The 20,370-nt window shown below is 72.8% G+C and carries 17 protein-coding genes and 1 tRNA gene; 4 read left to right on the plus strand and 14 right to left on the minus strand.

Going from position 1 to position 20,370, the window contains the following annotated elements; genetic code table 11:
- Window positions 1-91: 91 nt before the first annotated feature.
- Window positions 92-1,798 (minus strand): asparagine synthase B, encoded by a 1,707-nt coding sequence (gene asnB, locus WQ56_RS09510; protein WP_047136877.1) that lies wholly within the window; start codon window positions 1,796-1,798, stop codon window positions 92-94.
- A 258-nt stretch (window positions 1,799-2,056) separates the two neighbouring features.
- The gene (locus WQ56_RS09515; RefSeq protein WP_047136974.1) at window positions 2,057-3,469 is read right to left on the minus strand and encodes a cation:dicarboxylase symporter family transporter; all 1,413 of its coding nucleotides are present in this window, start codon (window positions 3,467-3,469) and stop codon (window positions 2,057-2,059) included.
- A gap of 168 nt (window positions 3,470-3,637) precedes the next feature.
- Here WQ56_RS09515 and rnfB point away from each other — a divergent pair, with 168 nt between their 5' ends.
- On the plus strand, window positions 3,638-4,057 hold the full coding sequence (rnfB, locus tag WQ56_RS09520; RefSeq protein ID WP_082132318.1) for an Rnf electron transport complex subunit RnfB: 420 nt from the start codon (window positions 3,638-3,640) through the stop codon (window positions 4,055-4,057).
- A 13-nt stretch (window positions 4,058-4,070) separates the two neighbouring features.
- Here rnfB and WQ56_RS09525 read toward each other — a convergent pair whose 3' ends face one another.
- The 5 genes from WQ56_RS09525 to WQ56_RS09545 form a co-directional block, all read right to left on the minus strand.
- Window positions 4,071-5,291, minus strand: coding sequence for a TraB/GumN family protein (locus tag WQ56_RS09525; protein WP_082132319.1), 1,221 nt, complete (start codon window positions 5,289-5,291; stop codon window positions 4,071-4,073).
- A gap of 155 nt (window positions 5,292-5,446) precedes the next feature.
- Window positions 5,447-7,345, minus strand: a complete 1,899-nt coding sequence (mutL, locus tag WQ56_RS09530) for a DNA mismatch repair endonuclease MutL (protein WP_047136878.1) — start codon at window positions 7,343-7,345, stop codon at window positions 5,447-5,449.
- A gap of 107 nt (window positions 7,346-7,452) precedes the next feature.
- Window positions 7,453-8,952: an N-acetylmuramoyl-L-alanine amidase gene (locus tag WQ56_RS09535; RefSeq protein ID WP_052772949.1), complete on the minus strand. Its 1,500-nt coding sequence runs from the start codon at window positions 8,950-8,952 to the stop codon at window positions 7,453-7,455.
- A gap of 74 nt (window positions 8,953-9,026) precedes the next feature.
- Window positions 9,027-9,512, minus strand: a complete 486-nt coding sequence (tsaE, locus tag WQ56_RS09540; protein ID WP_047136880.1) for a tRNA (adenosine(37)-N6)-threonylcarbamoyltransferase complex ATPase subunit type 1 TsaE — start codon at window positions 9,510-9,512, stop codon at window positions 9,027-9,029.
- On the minus strand, window positions 9,509-11,044 hold the full coding sequence (locus WQ56_RS09545; RefSeq protein ID WP_047136881.1) for a bifunctional ADP-dependent NAD(P)H-hydrate dehydratase/NAD(P)H-hydrate epimerase: 1,536 nt from the start codon (window positions 11,042-11,044) through the stop codon (window positions 9,509-9,511). The genes tsaE and WQ56_RS09545 overlap by 4 nt, the downstream gene beginning before the upstream one ends.
- Before the next feature lie 44 nt (window positions 11,045-11,088).
- On the opposite strand from WQ56_RS09545, the gene queG reads away from it, so the two are divergent.
- Window positions 11,089-12,171: a tRNA epoxyqueuosine(34) reductase QueG gene (queG, locus tag WQ56_RS09550; protein WP_047136977.1), complete on the plus strand. Its 1,083-nt coding sequence runs from the start codon at window positions 11,089-11,091 to the stop codon at window positions 12,169-12,171.
- Between the two features lie 627 nt (window positions 12,172-12,798).
- Here the strand turns inward: queG and pgi are convergent.
- From pgi to pcnB, 6 genes are all read right to left on the minus strand, one after another.
- Entirely contained in the window at window positions 12,799-14,334 is a 1,536-nt protein-coding gene (pgi, locus tag WQ56_RS09555) for a glucose-6-phosphate isomerase (RefSeq protein ID WP_047136882.1), read from the minus strand.
- On the minus strand, window positions 14,334-14,714 hold the full coding sequence (gene panD, locus WQ56_RS09560) for an aspartate 1-decarboxylase (RefSeq protein ID WP_047136883.1): 381 nt from the start codon (window positions 14,712-14,714) through the stop codon (window positions 14,334-14,336). Before panD ends, pgi begins: the two co-directional genes overlap by 1 nt.
- Window positions 14,715-14,824: 110 nt before the next feature.
- Window positions 14,825-15,691 carry a pantoate--beta-alanine ligase gene (gene panC / locus WQ56_RS09565; RefSeq protein ID WP_047136884.1) on the minus strand — a complete coding sequence of 289 codons (867 nt, stop codon included), beginning with the start codon at window positions 15,689-15,691 and terminating at the stop codon, window positions 14,825-14,827.
- Between the two features lie 70 nt (window positions 15,692-15,761).
- A complete protein-coding gene (gene panB, locus WQ56_RS09570; protein ID WP_047136885.1) occupies window positions 15,762-16,580 on the minus strand; it encodes a 3-methyl-2-oxobutanoate hydroxymethyltransferase in 819 nt (272 codons plus the stop codon).
- A 4-nt stretch (window positions 16,581-16,584) separates the two neighbouring features.
- Window positions 16,585-17,109, minus strand: a complete 525-nt coding sequence (gene folK / locus WQ56_RS09575; RefSeq protein WP_047136886.1) for a 2-amino-4-hydroxy-6-hydroxymethyldihydropteridine diphosphokinase — start codon at window positions 17,107-17,109, stop codon at window positions 16,585-16,587.
- Window positions 17,106-18,431 (minus strand): polynucleotide adenylyltransferase PcnB, encoded by a 1,326-nt coding sequence (gene pcnB, locus WQ56_RS09580; RefSeq protein ID WP_047136887.1) that lies wholly within the window; start codon window positions 18,429-18,431, stop codon window positions 17,106-17,108. The genes folK and pcnB overlap by 4 nt, the downstream gene beginning before the upstream one ends.
- A gap of 128 nt (window positions 18,432-18,559) precedes the next feature.
- Here pcnB and WQ56_RS09585 point away from each other — a divergent pair.
- A tRNA-Glu gene (locus WQ56_RS09585) sits at window positions 18,560-18,635 on the plus strand.
- A 793-nt stretch (window positions 18,636-19,428) separates the two neighbouring features.
- Window positions 19,429-19,752, plus strand: coding sequence for a ferredoxin FdxA (fdxA, locus tag WQ56_RS09590; RefSeq protein ID WP_047136888.1), 324 nt, complete (start codon window positions 19,429-19,431; stop codon window positions 19,750-19,752).
- A gap of 99 nt (window positions 19,753-19,851) precedes the next feature.
- Here fdxA and WQ56_RS09595 read toward each other — a convergent pair whose 3' ends face one another.
- Window positions 19,852-20,358, minus strand: coding sequence for a hypothetical protein (locus WQ56_RS09595; protein WP_047136889.1), 507 nt, complete (start codon window positions 20,356-20,358; stop codon window positions 19,852-19,854).
- Between the last annotated feature and the right edge of the window lie 12 nt (window positions 20,359-20,370).

A 20,370-nucleotide genomic window follows, 5' to 3' on the forward strand; every position in this document is an offset into this window, starting at 1 on the left:
TCGGGCTTCACCGATACCCCATCGCGCGTCCCCGAAAAGGGGGATGCAAGCACAAGCGCCGCTCCTACGGGGATCCTGGCGCCGGGGACCCTCAGGCGGTCGCGGCGTTGTGCACGCCCGCAACCGCGCGTCCCGACGGGTCGGCCGCGTTCGCGAACGCGGCGTCCCAGGCGATCGCGGCCGGCGACGAGCACGCGATCGACTTGCCGCCGGGCACGGTGGCCGCCGCGGCCGGGGTCGGAAAGGCCTGCTCGAACAGGCTGCGGTAGAGGTACGCCTCCTTGGTCTGCGGCGGCGCGTGCGGGAAGCGGCTCGCCGCGGCCGCCAGCTCGCGGTCGCTGACCTGCGTCTCGGCATGCGCCTTGAGGCCGTCGATCCAGCCATAGCCCACGCCGTCGCTGAACTGCTCCTTCTGCCGCCACAGGATCTCGTCGGGCAGTGCCCCGTCGAACGCGGCGCGCAGCAGGCCCTTCTCCATGCGCTGCCAGCCATCGCTGCCGCGCTCGATCATCTTGTGCGCGGCGTCGATGTCCATCGCCACGTCCAGGAACGCGCGGTCGAGGAACGGCACCCGCGGCTCGACGCCCCAGGCCATCATCGCCTTGTTCGCGCGCAGACAGTCGTAGTTGTGCAGCGCGTCGAGCTTGCGCACCAGCTCTTCGTGGAACTGCCGCGCGTCGGGCGCCTTGTGGAAGTACAGGTAGCCGCCGAAGATCTCGTCGCTGCCCTCGCCCGAGAGCACCATCTTCACGCCCATCGCCTTGATCCGTCGCGCGAGCAGGAACATCGGCGTGGACGCGCGGATCGTGGTCACGTCGAAGGTCTCGATGTGCCGGATCACGTCCGGCAGCGCGTCGAGGCCTTCCTCGAACGTGTACTCGAAGCCGTGGTGCACCGTACCCAGCGCCTCGGCTGCGATCGCCGCGGCGGCGAGGTCCGGCGAGCCTGCCAAGCCGATCGCGAACGAATGCAGACGCGGCCACCAGGCCTCGCTGCGGTCGCCATCCTCGATGCGGTGGCGCGCGTAGCGCGCCGCGACCGCGGCGACGAGCGAGGAATCCAGCCCGCCCGACAGCAGCACGCCGTACGGCACGTCGGTCATCAGCTGCCGATGCACGGCCGCCTCGAAGGCGTCGCGCAGCGCGGGCAGCGACGGCGTGTGCCCAGCCACTGCGTCGTGCTCGCGCCAGGGCCGCGCGTAGTAGCGCGTCAGCGTGCCGGTCGCGCTGTCGTACCAGTGGCCGGGCGGGAACTGCGCCACGTCGGCGCAGCTGTCGACCAGCGCCTTCATCTCCGAGGCCACGCGCAGCCGGCCCTCGCGGTCGTGGCCCCAGTACAACGGCACCACGCCGATCGGGTCGCGGGCGATGATCGCGCGGCCGGACGTGCGGTCCCACAGCGCGAACGCGAAGATGCCGTTGAGCCGTTCGAGCCATGTCGACGGGCCCGCGGGGTCGTCCGCGTGCTCGCGATACAGCGCGTTGATCACTTCGCAGTCGGACGCGGTCGCGAACGCATAGGGCGCACGCAGGTCCGCCCGCAGCGCCTGGTGGTTGTAGATCTCGCCGTTGACCGCCAGCACCAGCGCGCCGTCGGTCGAGCGCAGCGGCTGGGCGCCGCCGGCCGGATCGACGATCGCCAGCCGCTCGTGCACGAGGATCGCGCGCTCGTCGGCGTGCACGCCGCTCCAGTCGGGACCGCGGTGGCGCTGTCGCTGCGAGCAGGCGAGCGCCTGCCGGCGCAGCGCGGCGACGTTGTCGCCCGGTTGCAGGCCGAAGATGCCGAAGATCGAACACATGGTGGGGCTCCTTGGGTGGGAGCCGCGCGCGGGCAAGAAAAAACCCGCATCGCGGCCGATGCGGGTTGTGTGTCCTGGTGCCTGCGCGTTGTTGCCTTATCCTCGCGCCCGCTCCCACACCCGCCTCGGCCGCGCACGATTGTTCGTGCGCGGGGCGTTGCGGTTGGTATTGCGGGCGGTGATGCGCGGCATGGGATCGACCCTAACCGCTGTGCCGACGCCGCGCAACGGTTGCGTGCGCAACGGCCCGCCCGTGCGTCAGGCGGGCCGCACCGGCACCGCATCGGCCGGCGGCGCCGCGTCGCGCGCGACGTTTCCGGCGAGCACGCGATCGGGATCGACCAGCTGCGGGTTGTCGAGCACCGTCGCCAGCCGCGCGCGGTCGAGCTGGCCGGTCCAGCGCGCGATCACCAGCGTGCCGATGCCGTTGCCGGTCAGGTTGGTCAGCGCGCGCCCCTCGGACATGAAGCGATCGATGCCGACGATCAGCGCGATGCCGGCCAGCGGGATCACGCTCTCGAACGCGGCCAGCGACGCGGCCAGCGTCACCAGCCCGGCGCCCGACACGCCCGCCGCGCCGTTGGAGGAGATCAGCATGAACACCAGCAGCGCGATCTGCGTGCCGATCGGCACCTCGATGCCGAACGCCTGCGCGATGAAGATCGCGCCCATCGCCATGTAGATCGCGGTGCCGTCGAGGTTGAACGAATAGCCGGTCGGGATCGTCAGCCCGACCACCGACTTGGGCACGCCGGCCGCCTCGAGCTTGGCCAGCATGCGCGGCAGCACGGTCTCCGACGACGAGGTGCCGAGCACGATCAGCAGTTCGTCGCGGATCATGCGGATGTACTTGAGCAAGCTGAAGCCCGACCACCAGCAGATCGGCCCGAGCACCAGCAACAGGAACAGCAGGCAGGTCAGCCAGAAGCTGAGCATGAAGTAGCCGAGCGAGCCGAGGATCGCGCCGCCGTACTCGCCGATCGTGAACGCCATGCCGCCCATCGCGCCCAGCGGCGCGAACCACATGACGATCTTGATGACGCCGAACATCACCTGGGCGATCGTGTCGAGCGCGGCGACCGCCGGCCTGCCGCGCTCGCCCAGCATCGTGATCGCGCAGGCCACGAGGATCGCCATCACCAGCACCTGGATCAGCTGGCCCTCGACGAAGGCGCCGAAGAACGAGGTCGGTACCAGATGCAGCAGGAAGCCGGTGATGCCCTCGCCCGCCGCCGCACCCGCGCTCTGCAGCGTGCCGTCGGCCGCGGACGCGTCGAAGGTGGCGATGTCGAGGCCGAGGTTGCGGCCGGGCCCGAGCAGGTTGACGACGACCAGGCCGATGCCGAGCGCGAATACCGTGGTGACGTTGAAGTACACGACGGTCTTGAGCGCCAGCCCGCCGGCCTTGGCGAGGTTGCCCAGGCCCGCGATGCCGACCGCGACGGTTGCGAAGATCGTCGGCGCGATGACCACCTTGACCAGCTTGATGAACAGGTCGGCCAGCCATTTCATCTGCGCGCCGACCTGCGGCGCGGCCAGGCCGATGACGATGCCGGCGGCGATGCCGAGCAGCACCCAGAAATAGAGGAGGTGCCATAACGGCTTGCGGCGGCGGACGGGAGGGCGGGGTGTCGCGGCGGGCGCGATCGGCGGCGTCGTGTCGGTCGGCATGAATCGAGCCTGCCAGAACGCGTCGCGCCGCGCGGTCACCCATTGGGACTAGGGCGCGCAGTCAGGAATGCCGATCGCGCTCGCGCGCATGCAGGCCGACCGCCTCCGCGCACCTGCGACGGCACGCGCCGCGCTACCCTGTGCGCCGCCGTTCTCCGTCCGATTCGCATGCGCCCCGCCCCCGACCTCGTCGAACGCCTCGACCGCCTGCTGCCGCAGACCCAGTGCGGCCAGTGCGGCTTCGACGGCTGCCGACCCTATGCCGACGCGATGGCGCGCGGCGAGGCGGACGTCGACCGCTGCCCGCCCGGCGGCGACGCCGGCGCGCGAGCGCTGGCGACGCTGCTCGGCGTGCCGGCGCGGCCGTTCGACCGCAACCGCGGCCGCCACCATCCGCGCCCGCCGGTGGCGCTGGTCGTCGAGGCCGACTGCATCGGCTGCACCAAGTGCATCCGCGCCTGCCCGGTCGATGCGATCGTCGGCGCATCGAAGCTGATGCACACCGTCGTCGAGCCGCTGTGCACCGGCTGCGAGCTGTGCGTGCCGGCGTGCCCGGTCGACTGCATCGTCATGGTCGAGGCGGCCTGAGGCCGCCGGCGGTTCAACGCCCGCGCGGCGTCCCGTTTCCGTCGGCACGCGCAGGCGCGACCGGAGGCGCCGGCACGGCCGGCGCCGGCACCTCGTCGTCGTCCTGGCCATCGTCGTCTGTCGGTGGCGGCTGCGTCGGCGTGCCGTCGGTGGGCACGGCCGACGGCGGCTCGGGCGCGGGCACCGTTTCGTCCGGCGGCGGCGCGATGCCGTCGCCGATCTCGATCACCGGCGGCGGCGCGCAGGCGCTGCAGATGCGCTCGACCTCGTAGCCCTTGGCGGCCAGCTTCTCGACCACCCCGTCCTCGCCGAGCAGGTGCAGCGTGCCGACGACGACCAGAATCTCGCCGTCCTGCTGCAGCATCTGCTCGAGCTTGGGCAGCCAGGCGTCGTTGCGTTCGCTGTTGATGCGCCGGTACAGCGCCGGGAAGCGCGCGCGCATGTCCAGCGCCATGCCGTTCCACAGCTGCGTCGCATCGCCCGCGCGCCAGGCGCCATGCAGCGCCTCGATCGCGGCCTGCCCGCCGTCGGCCTGGTCCAGCGCCTCGCGCAGCATCTCCACCTGCTCGACCCGCCCGAGGCCGTCGAGGAAGCCGATCTGTTCGGCCGCGGTCTCCAGGCCCGCCGTCGGCTTGCCCGCCTCGCGCGCCTGGCGGGCCAGATACGCGTCCATGCCCAGTTGCGCCTGCAGGCCGTAGCGGCCCAGCTCGGTCGTCGTCACCAGCAGCGAGGCGAACCACGGCTCGAACAGCTGCAGGCTCTGCGCGCTCATGCCCCCGGTCGGCTGCGCGGCCAGATTGGCCTCGCCCCAGGCCGCCAGGTCGGCGGCGAGCGCCGGCGGCAGGTCGTCGTCGAGGCGGCTGCCGTCGCTGCGCAGCCCGGCCTGCATCATCTGCATCGCCAGCGTCGGCGATTCGAGTTCCTCGGGCGACAGCTCGAACACCACCTCGCCGGCCCGGTCCAGCACGTGGCCGACGTCGTCGGACAGCGGGTAGTCCGCGGGCTGGAGGAAATGGAACGAGCCGAGCAGGTACAGCGCGCCGCGCTCGCCCGAGACCTTCCACAGCAGCGGCACCGGCGGTGCCGGCGCGGGCACCTCGGCGATGTGCGGAATGTCGACGGCACCGGCCTCGCCATCGGCGACGGGCGACTGCGCCGGCACCAGGCCGGGGACCAGCAGGGCGACCGCGACGACGGCGACGCGGGCGACACGCGACAGACGATGGAAACGCATGCGGACTCCTGGAAACGACCGGCTCGATGCGCCGGACGGTAGGCCTGCCCGCCCGGCCGGCGGCCGCGGACAGGGCGTGGATGGGATGGCCGCGCCGGGCCGTCCGTGGACGGGTTCGACGGCCTGCGCCGCCCGCCCGTCGGCTGTCGGAACGCTCAGCGTCCGCGCAGGAACCAACGGTCGATCTCCGCGAGCGGGAAATGCGCCCACGTCGGGCGGCCGTGGTTGCACTGCCCCGAGCGTTCGGTCGCCTCCATCTGGCGCAGCAGCGCGTTCATCTCGGGCACCGTCAGCCGCCGGTTCGCGCGCACCGCGCCGTGGCAGGCCATCGTCGACAGCAGTTCGTCGCGGGCCGCGCGCACGCGCCGGCTCTCGCCGTGCTCGCGCAGGTCGGCCAGCACGTCGCGCAGCAGCGCCTCGGTATCGCCGTCGACCAGCAACGCCGGCACGCCGCGCAGCAGCAGCGACTGCGGCCCGCTGCGCGAGACCTCGAAGCCGAGGTCGGCGAGCGTACCCGCCTCCTGCTCGGCGACGTCGGCCTCGCGCTCGGAGACCGCGACGGTCTGCGGCACCAGCAGCGGCTGCATGCGCACGCCGTCGCCGTCGTGCGCGGTCTTGAGCCGTTCGTAGCCGATGCGCTCGTGGGCGGCGTGCATGTCGACGACGATCATGCCGTCGGCGGCCTGGCTGAGGATGTAGATGCCGTGCAACTGCGCGACCGCGTAGCCGAGCGGCGGCACGAAGGCGGTGCTGTCGGCGGTGGCGCTGTCGGCGGCCGCGTTGTCGATGGCCATGCCGTTGGCGCTCGCGCCGCCTGCGCCCGTCCAGGCATCGCCCCCCGGCGCCGGCGCGAACGTCGCGTCGCCGCCGGCATCGCCGCTGCCCATGCCGCCGCCGTAGAGGCTGGCGTAGGCCGCGCGCGCCTCGCCCACGCGCAGCGCCAGGTGCGTCTGCGGCATCGGCCGCGACCACGCGCTGCCGGCGCCGGTCGTCGGCGCCACGGCGAACGCCGGGCCGGTGGCAGGTGCCTCGGCCGCCGCGACGTCCGCGGCCTGACCGGCGCGGGTATCGGCCAGCGCCTCGTGCAGCGTGCGATAGAGGAAGTCGTGCACCAGCCGCGCGTCGCGGAACCGCACCTCGTGCTTGGCCGGGTGCACGTTGACGTCGACCCGGGTCGGGTCGAGTTCGAGAAACAGCACGTACGCCGGCTGGCGGCCGTGGTACATCACGTCGGCGTAGGCCTGCTTGACCGCATGCGCGACGCTGCGGTCGCGGATCGAGCGGCCGTTGACGTAGAGGTACTGCTGGTCGGCGCTGGCGCGCGAGTACGCCGGGCGCGCGATCCAGCCCGACAGTCGCAGACCGGCCGCGGCGTGCTCGATGCGCAGCGCGGCGTCGGCGAACTCGCGCCCCAGCGTCTCCACCAGGCGCACGCCCGAGAACAGGTCCTCGTCGCCCTTGTAGCGGCGCGACGGCTTGCCGTTGTGGCTCACGCGCAGCTCGACGTCCGGCCGCACCAGCGCCAGCGCGCGCAGCCATTCCTCGATGTGGCCGAGCTCGGTGCGCTCGGCGCGCATGAACTTGCGCCGCGCCGGCACGTTGTAGAACAGGTCGCGCACCTCGACGGTGGTGCCGCGCGGATGCGGCTTGGGCGCCGGCGTGCCGACGCGGCCGCCGTCGACCTGCAGCACCGTGCCGTGCGCATCGTCGTCGCGGCGCGAGGCCAGCGAGAATCGGCTCACCGACGCGATCGACGGCAGCGCCTCGCCGCGGAACCCGAGCGTGGCGACCGCCTCGAGGTCGTCGAGCGAGCCGATCTTGCTCGTCGCATGCCGCGACACGGCGAGCGCCAGTTCCTCCGGCGCGATGCCACCGCCGTCGTCGCGGATGCGGATCAGCCGCACGCCGCCTTCCTCGAGTTCGATGTCGACCCGACGCGCGCCGGCATCGAGCGCGTTCTCGACCAGTTCCTTGACGACCGACGCGGGTCGCTCGACGACCTCGCCGGCGGCGATCTGGTTGATCAGGATGTCGGGCAGCTGGCGGATCGGCACGGCGGGAACGGCGCGCGGCGCGCGTTGGGGAACGGGGGGATCGCGATGATAGCGGTCGGCGGCCGCCGCTGCCGCCCGGCGCGTCGCTTCGCCGCCTCCGGCGATGCTCAGGGACTGCCGCCGCCCGCGCTGGCGCCAGCGGCCGCGGCGGCGGCGCGCGCCGCGTACAGCGTGCCCGGCGGCGGCTGGCTGGTGAAGAAGGCGTTGATCCCCTGCAGCACCGCGCTGGCGACGCGGCGCTGGTGCGACGGGTCGAGCAGACGCTTTTCCTCGTCGGGATTGGAGATGAAGCCGGTCTCGACCAGCATCGCCGGCATGTCGGCGTTGCGCAGCACCGAGAAGTTCGCGTACTCCACGTTCGGCTTGTGGGTCTTGCCGACGTCGCGCAGCCCGGTCAGGACATGCGCGGCGGCATCCTGCGAGGCGCGCATGTGGCCGCTCTGCGCCATTTCCAGCAGCACGTTCGACAGCGTGTCCTTTTCCAGCCGGACGCCGCCCACGAGGTCGGCGCTGTTCTCGCGGTCGGCCAGCCAGCGCGCCTGCTGCGAGGACGCGCCGCGCAGCGACAGCGTGTAGACCGACGACCCGTAGGCGGCGCGATTGAGCGCGGCGTCGGCGTGGATCGAGACGAACATGTCGGCCTTGGCCTGGCGCGCGCGGCGCGCGCGCTGCGGCAGTTCGACGTAGCTGTCGCTGTCGCGGATCAGGTGCGCGCGCATGCCGGGCGTGGCGTTGATCTGCCGCGCGAGCTCGCGCGAGATCGCCAGCACGACGTGCTTCTCGTAGGTACCGCCCGGCCCGATCGCACCGGGGTCCTGCCCGCCGTGGCCGGCGTCGATCGCGATCACCAGCGGGCGCATGCCCGGGCCGACCGTGGTCGGCAGCGGCGGGGCGGCGGTCCGCGGTGCCGGCGCCGCGGCCTCGGGGACGGGCGCCGGCGCCTGCGCGACCGGAACGGGCGCCGGTATGGGCGCCGGCACCGGGGCGGTCGACGTGGCGGCGGGCTGCGGTGCCGGCGTTGCCGGCGCCCGTGCCTGCGCCATCTCGGCGATCAGTCGCGAGGTCGCATCGTTGGAGGCGAGTGCGGGATTGGGCGGCGGTGCCGGAGGCGCGGCGGACGCGCCGGGCGCGGATGCAGAAGCGGATGCGGATGCAGAAGGTGACGCCGTACCGGCCGCGGCGCGCGCGATCGGGTCGGCCTCGCCGTCGCCGGGCCATTCGACGACCAGGCGCACGCCGTCCGTACCCTCCTCCAGCCGCGGCTTCATCGCCACGACCGGACTGGCGAGATCGAACACGATGCGCGTGGTGCCGGCGACGGGCTGTCCGCTGCGCACGCTGCGCACGACACCGCGCGACGCCGGCAGGGCGACGCCGCCGCGCAGCTTCGTCCCCGGCAGGTCGACGACCAGGCGGTCGGGATTGGCGAGCGAGATCACCGAGAACTCGGGCTTGCCGTCGAGCCGCAGTTCGGCCCGCGTGCCGGTCGCCCCGGTCTGCAGGTCGACCCCGCGCAATTCGGCGCCGTAGGCCAGGTTCCAGCACAGCGCCGCGAGCAGCGCGAGCGCCAGCAAGGCCTGAGACAGATTGATCCCCCGGATACGCATGCGGTTAGTCAATCACCGCCGCCAGGACAATGCAATACGTTTTTCCTTGCAAATCCGGGGCCTGCGCACCCTTCCTACGGTTTCGGTTCAGGAAGGCCGGGCAAGCGGCCCTGCGCCGCGAGCGCGTCGCGCCAGCGCTCGCCGACCGGCGACAGCGCCTCCAGACGCGCGCTGCGCCCGTTGCCCGACAGCGACAGCGCCACCCGCAGGTCGGGCCGCGGCAACGCGTCGGCGCCGCGCTCGGGCCATTCGATCAGCCACAGCCGCGCAACGACGTCGTCGAGGCCGAGGAACTCCAGTTCCCCGACGTCGCCGATGCGGTACAAGTCGAGATGCAGCGCCTCGCCGCCCGGGACCGGGTACCGCTCGACGAGCGTGTACGTGGGGCTGCGCACCGTGCCGGTCACGCCCAGCGCGCGCAGCCAGGCGCGCGCCAGCGTGGACTTGCCCGCGCCCAGGTCGCCCTGCAGGTGCACGACCGCCGGCGCGGGCGCGGTTGCGGCGAGCGCCTGCGCGAACGCCTGCGTCGCCGCCTCGCCGTCGAGCTGCCACGCGCTCATCGCCCCCGCTCCGGGGACGCGGGGTTGGCCAGCGGACGCAATGCGGCGATCAGGTCGACCGGCAGCAGCCCGCGCTCGCCGCCGGTGCACGCGGCGACGTCGCCGGCGGCGCCATGCAGCAGCGCGCCGCAGGCCGCGGCGGATTCGCCGTCGAGCCCCTGCGCGCGCAGCGCGGCGATCGTGCCGGTCAGCGCGTCGCCCATGCCCCCGGTCGCCATGCCGGGATTGCCCGCGGCAACCAGCCACGGCGTGCCCCCGGGCGCGCAGACCAGCGTGCCGGCGCCCTTGAGCACGACGACCGCACCGGTGTCGGCGGCGAGCCGGCGGACCGCGGCAGGCCGATCGCGCTGGATCTCGGCCGTGGCCGTGCCGAGCAGGCGCGCGGCCTCGCCCGGATGCGGCGTCAGCACCGTGCCCGGCGGCAACGCGCGCGGCGCGGCGGCGAGCAGGTTCAGCGCATCGGCGTCGAGCACCAGCGGCCGGCCGCTGCCGAGCACCTCGTCGTGCAGCCCGTGGCCCCAGGCGCCCCGCCCCAGCCCTGGGCCGAGCGCGACGACGTCGGCAGCCTCGAGCAGGTGCGCGAGCGCCGAGGCGTTGTCGATGCGGCTGGCCATCGCCTCGGGACAGCGGACCAGCAGCGGCGCGACGTGCGCCGCCTGGGTCGCGACCGACACCAGCCCGGCGCCGGTGCGCAGCGCAGCCTCGGCGGCGAGCATCACCGCCCCGCCCATGCCGTGGTCGCCGCCGACGCACAGCACCCGGCCCGACGCCCCCTTGTGGCTGTTGCGCGGACGTGGGCGCAGCCAGTGCGCCAGATCGCCGGCATCGATCCGGCGCGCGACCCCGGCGCCGGCGGCCGCGACGTGCGCGGGATCGATGCCCAGCGTATCGAGCGCCAGGTCGCCGGCATGATCGGGGCCGTCGCCGGTCTGCAGGCCGATGTGCACAGCGAGGAACTGCAGCGTGACATCGGCATGCAGCGCGACGCCCGGCGCGCTGCCGCGGCCGGCATCGAGCCCGCTGGGCACGTCGAGCGCCAGCACCGGCGCGACAGCCGCGTCGATCGCCGCGATCAGTGCCGCGGCATCGGCGTCCGGCGCGCGCGACAGGCCGATGCCGAACACCGCGTCGACGACCAGGTCGGCCGACGACAGCCGTCCGCCGTCGAATGCCGCGACCTGTCCGCCGGCCTCGACGTAGGCCGCGCAGGCCGCGCGCGCGATGCCGGTCCGCGGCGCGTGCGCGTCGAGCCGGACCACCCGCACGTCGCAGCCGGCCAGCAACGCATGCCGCGCGAGCACGTAGCCGTCGCCGCCGTTGTTGCCCGGCCCGCAGGCGACGACGATGCGCCGCGCCGAGGGCCAACGCGCCTGCAGCAGGCACCACGCGGCCAGTCCGGCGCGCGCCATCAATGCACCGGCATCGCCGCCCTCGGCCGCGATGGCCGCGGCCTCGATGGCGCGCAGCGCCGCGGCGTCGTACAGCGGGGTTCCCGGCAGCGACGCCGCGTTCGGGGCACAGGGTGGGCTCATCGGGCCGATTCTATACTTCGCGCACCGTGAACCCGCGTCCGACCATCCCCGACCCCGCCGCATCGGCAGCCCCCTCCCCCGATCCGCGGCACGTCGCCGCGCGCATCCGTGCGATCGCGGCCGACATGGGTTTCCAGCGCTGCGGTATCGCCGGCATCGAGCTCGCCGAGGACGAGGCCCACCTGCGCGACTGGCTCGCGCAGGGCCTGTACGGGACGATGGACTGGATGGCGCGCCACGGCACGATGCGCGCGCGGCCGGCCGAGCTGCTGCCCGGCACGGTCCGGGTGATCTCGGTCGGCCTCGACTACGGCCGCAACGACGACGACAGCGCCTGGGAGACATTGGCCGACGGCCGGCGCGCCTACATCGCGCGCTACGCCTTGGGCCGCGACTACCACAAGCTCATGCGCAACCGGCTGCAGACGCTCGCGCGCCGCATCGGCGAGGAGATCGGCCCGTTCGGCCACCGGGTGTTCGTCGATTCGGCGCCGGTGCTCGAGCGCGCGCTCGCGCGCAACGCGGGGCTGGGCTGGATCGGCAAGCACACCTGCCTGATCGACAAGCGCGGCGGCTCGTGGTTCTTCCTCGGCGAGATCTACGTCGACGTGCCGCTGCCGATCGATCCGCCGGCGAGCGCGCACTGCGGTACCTGCACGCGCTGCATCGACGTCTGCCCGACGCAGGCGATCGTCGCGCCGCACCGTCTCGATGCGCGGCGCTGCATCTCCTATCTGACGATCGAGCACGACGGCGCGATCCCCGAGCCGCTGCGCGCGCCGATCGGCAACCGCATCTTCGGCTGCGACGACTGCCAGCTGGTCTGCCCGTGGAACAAGTTCGCCAAGCGCCACGACGAGCCGGACTTCCGCGCGCGCAACAACCTGGACACCGCGACGCTGGCCGAATTGTTCGCCTGGGACGAAGACGAATTCCTCCAGCGCACCGAAGGCTCGCCGATCCGCCGCAGCGGGCATCGTCGCTGGCTGCGCAACCTCGCCGTCGCACTGGGCAACGCACCGACGACGCCCGAAACGCTGGCCGCGCTGCATTCGCGCCGGGATTCGGGCGACACACTGGTCGACGAACACGTCGACTGGGCGCTGGCGCGCCACGGCGAGATCTAGGCCCGCGCCGGCGCGCCACGCCCGAATCCGCCCCACGATGCGAGCGCCGACCCCACGTAGGAGCGCGCTTGCGCGCGATGGGGCATTTCCGATCACGCCCTCGCGCGCAAGCGCGCTCCTACGGGAGGGCCAACGGCACGCCTACCGCGCGCGCATCTCATCGAACAGCGCGCCAGCCGATCAAGCACCGGGCACGCCGCCCAAGCGTCAGCCCATGTAGAAGCGCGCTTGCGCGCGATGAAGCATTTCTGGCAACGCCCATCGCGCGCAAGCGCGCTCCTACAGGAGAGCCAACGGCACGCCTACCGCGCGCGCATCTCATCGAACAGCGCGCCAGCCGATCGAGCACCGGTACGCCGCTCCAAGCGTCAGCCCCATGTAGGAGCGCGCTTGCGCGCGATGAAGCATTCCTGGCAACGCCCATCGCGCGCAAGCGCGCTCCTACACGAGAGCCACCGGCGCGCCTACGGCGCGGGCATCTCATCGAACAGCGCGCCAGCCGGTCGAACACCGGTACGCCGCTCCAAGCGTCAGCCCCATGTAGGAGCGCGCTTGCGCGCGGTGAAGCATTCCCGGCAAACGCCCATCGCGCGCAAGCGCGCTCCTACGGGAGAGCCACCGGCGCGCCTACGGCGCGGACGACCGGCGTGCGTGGATCTCGTCGAGCAGTGCGCGGGTGACCGGGTCGGCGATCTCGACGTCCTGGCCTTGGACCGCGGGCAGCAGTTCGCCGGCGATGCGCTTGCCCAGTTCGACGCCCCACTGGTCGAAGGCGTTGATGCCCCACAGCACCGACTGCGCGTAGACGCTGTGCTCGTAGAGCGCGATCAGCGCACCGAGGCTGCGGGGCTCGAGCCGGTCGAGCAGCAGCAGCGTCGACGGCCGGTTGCCGGGATAGGACTTCTGCGGATCGTCCGCGGCAAAACCGTTGGCCAGCGCCTGCGTCTGCGCGAGCAGGTTCGACAGCAGCGCGTCGTGATTGTCGGCGTGCGGATGCGCAGGCTTGGCGACGCCGATGAAATCGGCCGGCACCGTTTGCGTCCCTTGGTGCAGCGCCTGGAAGAAACTGTGCTGCGAGTTGGTGCCCGGCCCGCCCCAAAGCACCGGCACGGTGTCCAGACCGACCGGCGCGCCTTCCGGCGTGACCGACTTGCCCAGGCTCTCCATCACCAGCTGCTGCAGGTAGGCCGGCAGCAGCGCCAGGCGCTCGTCGTAGGGCAGCACCGCGTGCGTGGCCAGGCCCAGCGCGTTGCGGTTCCAGACCGCGATCAGCGCATGCAGCAGCGGCAGGTTGCCGTCCAGCGGCGCCTGCAGGGCGTGCGCGTCCATCTCCGCCGCGCCGTCGAGCAGCGCGTCGAAGCCGTCGGCCCCGATCGCCAGCGCGATCGAGAAACCGACCGCCGACCACAGCGAGTAGCGGCCGCCGACCCAGTCCCACATCGGCAGCACGCGTTCGGGCGCGACGCCGAAGGCCTGCGCGCGCGGCACGTTGGCGCTGACCGCGTACAGGCGCTCGCTGCCGCCCAGCCAGTCGCGCACGACCGCGCCGTTGAGCAGCGTCTCCTGCGTGCCGAACGTCTTGGAGACGAGGATCGCGGCGGTCCTCGACGGATCGAGCTTCGCGAGGCGGTGCTGCGCGTCGCTGCCGTCGACGTTGGTCAGGAAATGCACCCGGAAACGGCCGGTGCCGAAGTCCTTGAGCGCGTCGACCACCAGCCGCGGGCCGAGATCGGAGCCGCCGATGCCGACGTTGACGATGTCGGTGACGTCGGACGCCTCGAGCTGCGCGACCAGCGCGCGCATGCGCGTGCGCGCGGCGAGCGCCTGCTCGCGTGCGTCGCGCGCCACCGGCGACTGCGACAGCGCCGAGCGCAGCGCGACGTGCAGCGCCGGGCGCTGCTCGGAGGTGTTGACGATGGCGCCGTCGAACAGCGCGCGCATCGCGTCCGCCAGTTCGGCCGACGCGCCGAGCGCGAGCAGCGCATCGCGCGCATCGCGGTCGAAGCGCTGGCGCGCGAAGCTGGCGTAGAGCCCGCCCACGCGCAGCGCGAAGTCGCGCGGGCGCGCGGCATCGTCGGCGACGAGGTCGGCGATGCGCGCCGCGTCCAGGCGCCGCGCATGCGGCGCCAGCGTGTCCTCGATCCGCTGCGCCGCCGTCGTCATCAGGCCGCCTGCGCCGGGATCGAATCGTTGGTGTGGGTCATCCGATTCTGCCGGTCGACGTAGACCAGCGTCGGCTTGAACGCCGCCACCTGCGCCTCGTCGAGCGCGCCGTAGGCGCAGATGATCACCAGATCGCCGACACCGGCCTTGTGCGCGGCCGCGCCGTTGACCGAGATGATGCCGCTGCCGGCCTCGGCGCGGATCGCGTAGGTCGCGAAGCGCTCGCCGTTGTTGATGTTGTAGATCTCGATGCGCTCGTACTCACGGATGCCCGACAGGTCGAGCAGGTGACCGTCGATCGCGCACGAGCCTTCGTAGTGCAGCTCGGCGTGGGTCACGGACGCGCGGTGGATCTTGGCTTTGAGCAGGGTCAGTTGCATGGCGGCGGCCGGTTCGCGGCCTCGGAAAACGCGGGGTTTCCGCAGGAATCGGCAAGTATAGGGGCCGGCTGCGGCATCGCAACATGCCGCCCGCGCACGCGGGCGGCGATTCAGCCGGCCGTGGGCGATGGCGTGAGGCTGAATTCGAGGTTGTCGATCAGCCGCGTCGTGCCCAGCCGCGCGGCCAGCAGTGCGACGACGTCCCGATCGCCCGGCGCCAGCGGCCCGAGCGCCGGGGTGCGCACGACCGCGTAGTCGACCGCGAAGCCCTGCGCGCGCAACTGCGCCTCGGCGTCGGCCTCCACCTGCGCCGGCGTGCGGCCGGCGCGCAGGCCGCCGCGCATCGCCTGCAGCGTGCGGTAGAGCTGCGGCGCCAGCGCGCGCTGGCCGGCATCGAGGTACTGGTTGCGCGAACTCAGCGCGAGCCCGTCGGCGTCGCGGGCGATCGCGACCGGCAACAGCTCGACCGGGAACGCGAGCTCGGCCACCAGGTGCGCGATCACCGCCAGCTGCTGGTAGTCCTTGCGGCCGAACGCCGCGACGTCGGGCCGGACCTGGTTGAACAGGCGCGCGACGACCGTCGCCACACCGTCGAAATGCCCCGGCCGGTGTGCGCCGTCGAGCACCTCGGTGATCCCGGGCACGCGCACGGTGACCGTGTTCGCCAGTCCCAGCGGGTACATCGTCCCCACCGACGGCTGCCACAGCAGGTCGCAGCCCGCGGCGGCCAGGCCCTGCGCGTCCTGCTCGGGCGTGCGCGGATAGCGGGCGAAGTCCTCGTTGGGCCCGAACTGCGTGGGATTGACGAATACGCTGGCGACGACGCGGTCCACGCGCGCGCGCAGCGCCTCGACCAGGGAGAAATGCCCCGCGTGCAGGTTGCCCATCGTCGGCACCAGGCCCACGCGCAGGCCGGCGCGCTTCCAGTCCGCGATGCGTTCGCGCAGGACGGGCAGGCTGTCGACGGTTTCGATCATGACGGGCGTACGGAAAGAGAGGAAGAAAGGCCGCTGGCGGGCCCGACGGCGATCCGGCGGACCACGGCGCTCAGCTGTAGGAATGCTCGGGCCCGGGGAAGCTGCCGTCGCGCACGGCTTCGACATAGGCGCGCGCCGCGCCGGCGACCGAGCCGCCGTCGGCCAGGAAGTCGCGGACGAATTTCGGCCGGCGGTGGCCGCTGTCCAGGCCCAGCATGTCGTGCAGCACCAGCACCTGCCCGTCGCAGCCGGGGCCGGCGCCGATGCCGATCGTCGGCACCGGCGAGGCGGCGGTGATCCCGGCGGCCAGCGCGGCCGGCACGCCCTCGAGCACGATCAGCGATGCGCCGGCTTCGGCGATGCCCAGCGCGTCCTCGCGCAGCGCCTGCGCCGCGGCCTCGCCGCGGCCCTGCACCTTGAAGCCGCCGAAGCGCAACACCGACTGCGGGGTCAGGCCCAGGTGCGCGCAGACCGGGATCTCGCGCTCGACCAGGAAACGCACGACCTCGCGCTTGTTCGCGGTCGCGCCTTCGAGCTTGACCATGCCCGCGCCGGCCTGCAGCAGCCGCGTCGAGGCGTCGAGCGCACGCTCGGGCGTTGCGTCGGCCTGGAACGGCAGGTCGGCGACGATCAGCGCGCGCCGCGTCGCCCGCGCCACGCAGGCGGTGTGGTAGACCATGTCGTCGACGGTGACCGGCAGCGTCGAGCCGTGTCCCTGCACCACCATGCCCAGCGAATCGCCGATCAGCAGCAGCTCGACGCCGGCCGCGTCGAACGTGCGCGCGAAGCCCGCGTCGTAGGCGGTGAGCATCGAGAGCCGGCGGCCCGCGGCGCGGGCCTCGAACAGCGCGGGCACGGTAACCGGCGCGGAGGGGTTGGAGGTCGTCATCGCACTAGGGTATCGCTTCGATGTCGCCCCGATCCATGCCGGCGAGCACCTCGACCGCCGCGCCGACGCCGGGGATCGTCGCATCCGGCGCCACGTCGAGCAGCGGCACCAGCGCGAATGCACGCGCGTGCAGGTGCGGATGCGGAACGATCAGTCCCGGCAGCGCGACGACGGCGTCCCCGTACAGCAGCAGGTCGAGGTCGAGCGTGCGCGGCCCCCAGCGGTCGCTGCCGTCGGCGGCGCGGCGCCGGCCCATCGCGGTCTCGATCGACAGCAGCGCCTCGAGCAGCGCCGCCGGCGGCAGGTCCGTCTCGAACGCGGCTGCGGCGTTGACGAAGTCCGGCTGATCGGCCACGCCCCAGGCGGGCGTGCGGTAGAGCCGCGACAGCGCGAACGCAGAGACGCCCGGCAGCGCCGCCAGCGCACGCGCAGCGACGCGCAGCGTCCCCGCCGCGTCGCCGAGGTTGGCGCCGAGCCCGACGCAGGCGCGGACCCGCGCCGTGCCCGCCCCCGGCGGCGCAGCGCTCATCCTGCGGCGGCGGGCGCGCGCCGGCGACGGCGCTTGCGGCGCGGCGCCTGGGCCTCGCCGTCCGCGTCGTCCTCGCCCGGAAACAGCGCGATCGCATGATCCGGATCGCGCTGCGCCTCCTGCCAGAACGCGACGTCGGCGGCATGCGCGTCGGACGCCGCGCTGCGCAGCACCAGGAAATCGAACGCGGCGCGGAAGCGCGGATGCGACAGCATCCGGGTCACGCGCTTGCGCTGGCGCTGCGGGAAGCGCGCCTGCAGCAGCCAGATCTCCTGCATCGGCAGCGAGAACCGGCGCGGCAGCGCGACCGTCGACAGCTGATGCAGCGTCACCCGGTCCGCAGCGCGGCGCTGCGCATCGATCGGCTGCACGCCCTCGGACTGCAGCTTCATCAAGGTCCTGCAGTACGCCGGCCACAGCAACGTCGCGAACAGGAACGCCGGCGACACCGGATCGCCGGCGGCGATGCGCGCATCGGTCGAGCGCAGTCCCGCGACGACCATCGTGCGCAGCGCCCCGCTGCGGTTGCTCGCCAGCGCCTTCGCGGTCTCGGGAAACAGCGCGCCCAGCAGGCCATGGCGTTCCAGGCCCTCGAAGCTCGCCACCGCGTGTCCCGACAGGAACAGCTTCAGGCATTCCTCGAACAGTCGCGCCGGCGCCGCCTCGGCCAGCAGCCCCGCCAGCTGCGGGATCGGCGCCGCGGTGTCGGGCGCGATCGAGAAGTCCAGCTTCGCCGCCAGCCGTACCGCGCGCAGCATCCGCACCGGATCCTCGCGGTAGCGCGTCTCCGGATCGCCGATCAGCCGCAGCACCCGGTTCTCGACGTCCTCGAAGCCGCCGACGTAGTCGCGCACCGAGAAGTCGGCGATCGCGTAATAGAGCGCGTTCGCGGTGAAGTCGCGCCGGATCGCATCGTCCTCGATCGTGCCGTAGACGTTGTCGCGCAGCAGGCGGCCGTCGTCGTGGACCTCGCGGTCACCGCTGCCGTCGTCGACGTTGGCGCGGAACGTCGCGACCTCGATGATCTCGCGGCCGAACACCACGTGTGCCAGCCGGAAGCGCCGCCCGATCAGACGGCAATTGCGGAACAGTGCCTTGACCTGCTCGGGGGTCGCGTCGGTCGCGACGTCGAAGTCCTTGGGCGCCAGGCCGACGAGGATGTCGCGGACCGCACCGCCGACCAGATAGGCGGCGTGCCCGGCCTCGTGCAGCCGGTAGAGCACGCGCAGCGCGCTCTGGCTGATCTGCCGGCGCGAGATGGCGTGCTGGTCGCGGGGGATGGTCCGCAGCGCGGAGCCGAGGGTCGAAGTGTCGTCGTGCATCAAAATGAAAATTTTCCGTGGGCGACCCGTTGCGGGGCCCGCAAGCCTGCTATACTAGCAAGCTGCACACGTCTTCAGACGCACTGCAGACCGGTCGTCCAACCGGTCGCCGCCTTGGCGGCATACCAGCTCCCTTCGTCTAGAGGCCTAGGACGTGGCCCTCTCAAGGCTAAAACACGGGTTCGAATCCCGTAGGGAGCGCCATCTTCAAGAAAAAGACCCGCGCAAGCGGGTCTTTTTCGTTGGGGCGTCCGGCAGGCGCACTTCGCTTCGCCGGACTGCCCCCACCCGGCGCGCAGGCGCGCCGACCTCCCCCGCACGCGGGGGAGGTGCCCCAGGCCACCGCTCACACCGACACCATCGCGCGCCTCGCCTTCCATTCCGCCGCCGGGAGAGCGTCCAGTGCCCGCTGGGTGCCGGGCCGACCAAGCGGGTATCGGGCCGCGACTCGGCGCGGTACCCGGCGGACACACACTGCCACGGCGACGGCGCGCTGCAGGCGAACCAAGGACCCACCAGCGTCGTTACGCCCCGCCTCCCGTTCCGCCGCCGGGAGAACGTCCAGTGCCCGCCGGGTGCCGGGCCGACCAAGCGGATATCGGGCCGCGACTCGGCGCGGTACCCGGCGGGCACGCACGCACTGCCACTTGGCGACGTCGCGCTGCAGGCGAACCAAGGACCCACCAGCGTCGTTGCGCCTCGCCTTCCGTTCCGCCGCCGGGAGAGCGTCCAGTGCCCGCCGGGTGCCGGGCCGACCAAGCGGATATCGGGCCGCGACTCGGCGCGGTACCCGGCGGGCACGCACGCATTGCGAGTCCGTTTCGTCGCATCGAATTCCAAGTCCCGCCTTCGCCCGACCCGGCGCACAAGCGCGCCGATCTTCCTCGCACGCCAGGAGGTGACGACGCCCGCGCGAGCGCGCAAATGCGAATCCTTCCCACCGAAGCGGGGACCGCTGCCTTAAACTTGTCGCATTGCCGCGCGCTCGAAGATCTCCATGCCTTTCGTCGTCACCGAAAACTGCATCAAGTGCAAGTACACCGACTGTGTCGAAGTCTGCCCGGTGGACTGCTTCCACGAAGGCCCGAACTTCCTCGTCATCGATCCCGACGAGTGCATCGACTGCACCCTGTGCGAGCCCGAGTGCCCGATCAACGCGATCTATCCCGAGGACGACGTCCCCGCCGGCCAGGAGCAGTACGTCGCCCTGAACGCCGAACTGTCGCAGGCCTGGCCGGTCATCACCACGCGCAAGGACCCCCTGCCCGACGCCAAGGACTGGGAAGGCAAGCCCGGCAAGCTCCCCCTGCTCGAACGCTGAGGCGCAGCGCCCCAGATCGAAACGCAGAACGGGCGCCGCAGGGCGCCCGTTCCGGTATGGCGGCAGCGCACGACCCGACCGGGCCGCGCGCCCATCGCATCAGTCGGCCAGCGCCGCCCGCAGCGCCGCGATCACCCGCTCCGCGCCTGCGCCGGTCGCCGCCACGCCGCGCGGATCGACCGCCGACACCGACGTCCCACCCTGCCCCGCGCCCACGCGCACCAGGAACTGGCTGCCCGCGTATGCGACGTCGTAGGTGCCCAGCGCCTGCGACTGGCTGTTGACGACCACGCCCTCGATCCCGGCCAGCGCCTCGCCGACCCGCGCGAACACCGCCTCGCGCTCGCCCGCCACCGTGAACCCGACGTTCGAGGCGGCGGCCGCCACCGTGCCCGAGCGCGTCGCCGAGCCCGCCGCCGGCAGCGCCATCGCCCCGTCTGTCCGCGGCTGGTCCAGGTCCGGCGGCACTTCCAGCGGACGGCTCTCGGGGCTCTGCGCGTAGAGCGCGTTTTCCTTCTTGAACCAGCGGCAGCCGCTGGCGCCCACGACCGCGACGGCCAGGACGGCGATGGCGACGTAACGGATGGGGGAATGGGATCGACGCATGGGTGGAGTTCT

The sequence above is a fragment of the Luteimonas sp. FCS-9 genome (assembly GCF_001014645.1).
Lineage (GTDB): Bacteria > Pseudomonadota > Gammaproteobacteria > Xanthomonadales > Xanthomonadaceae > Luteimonas.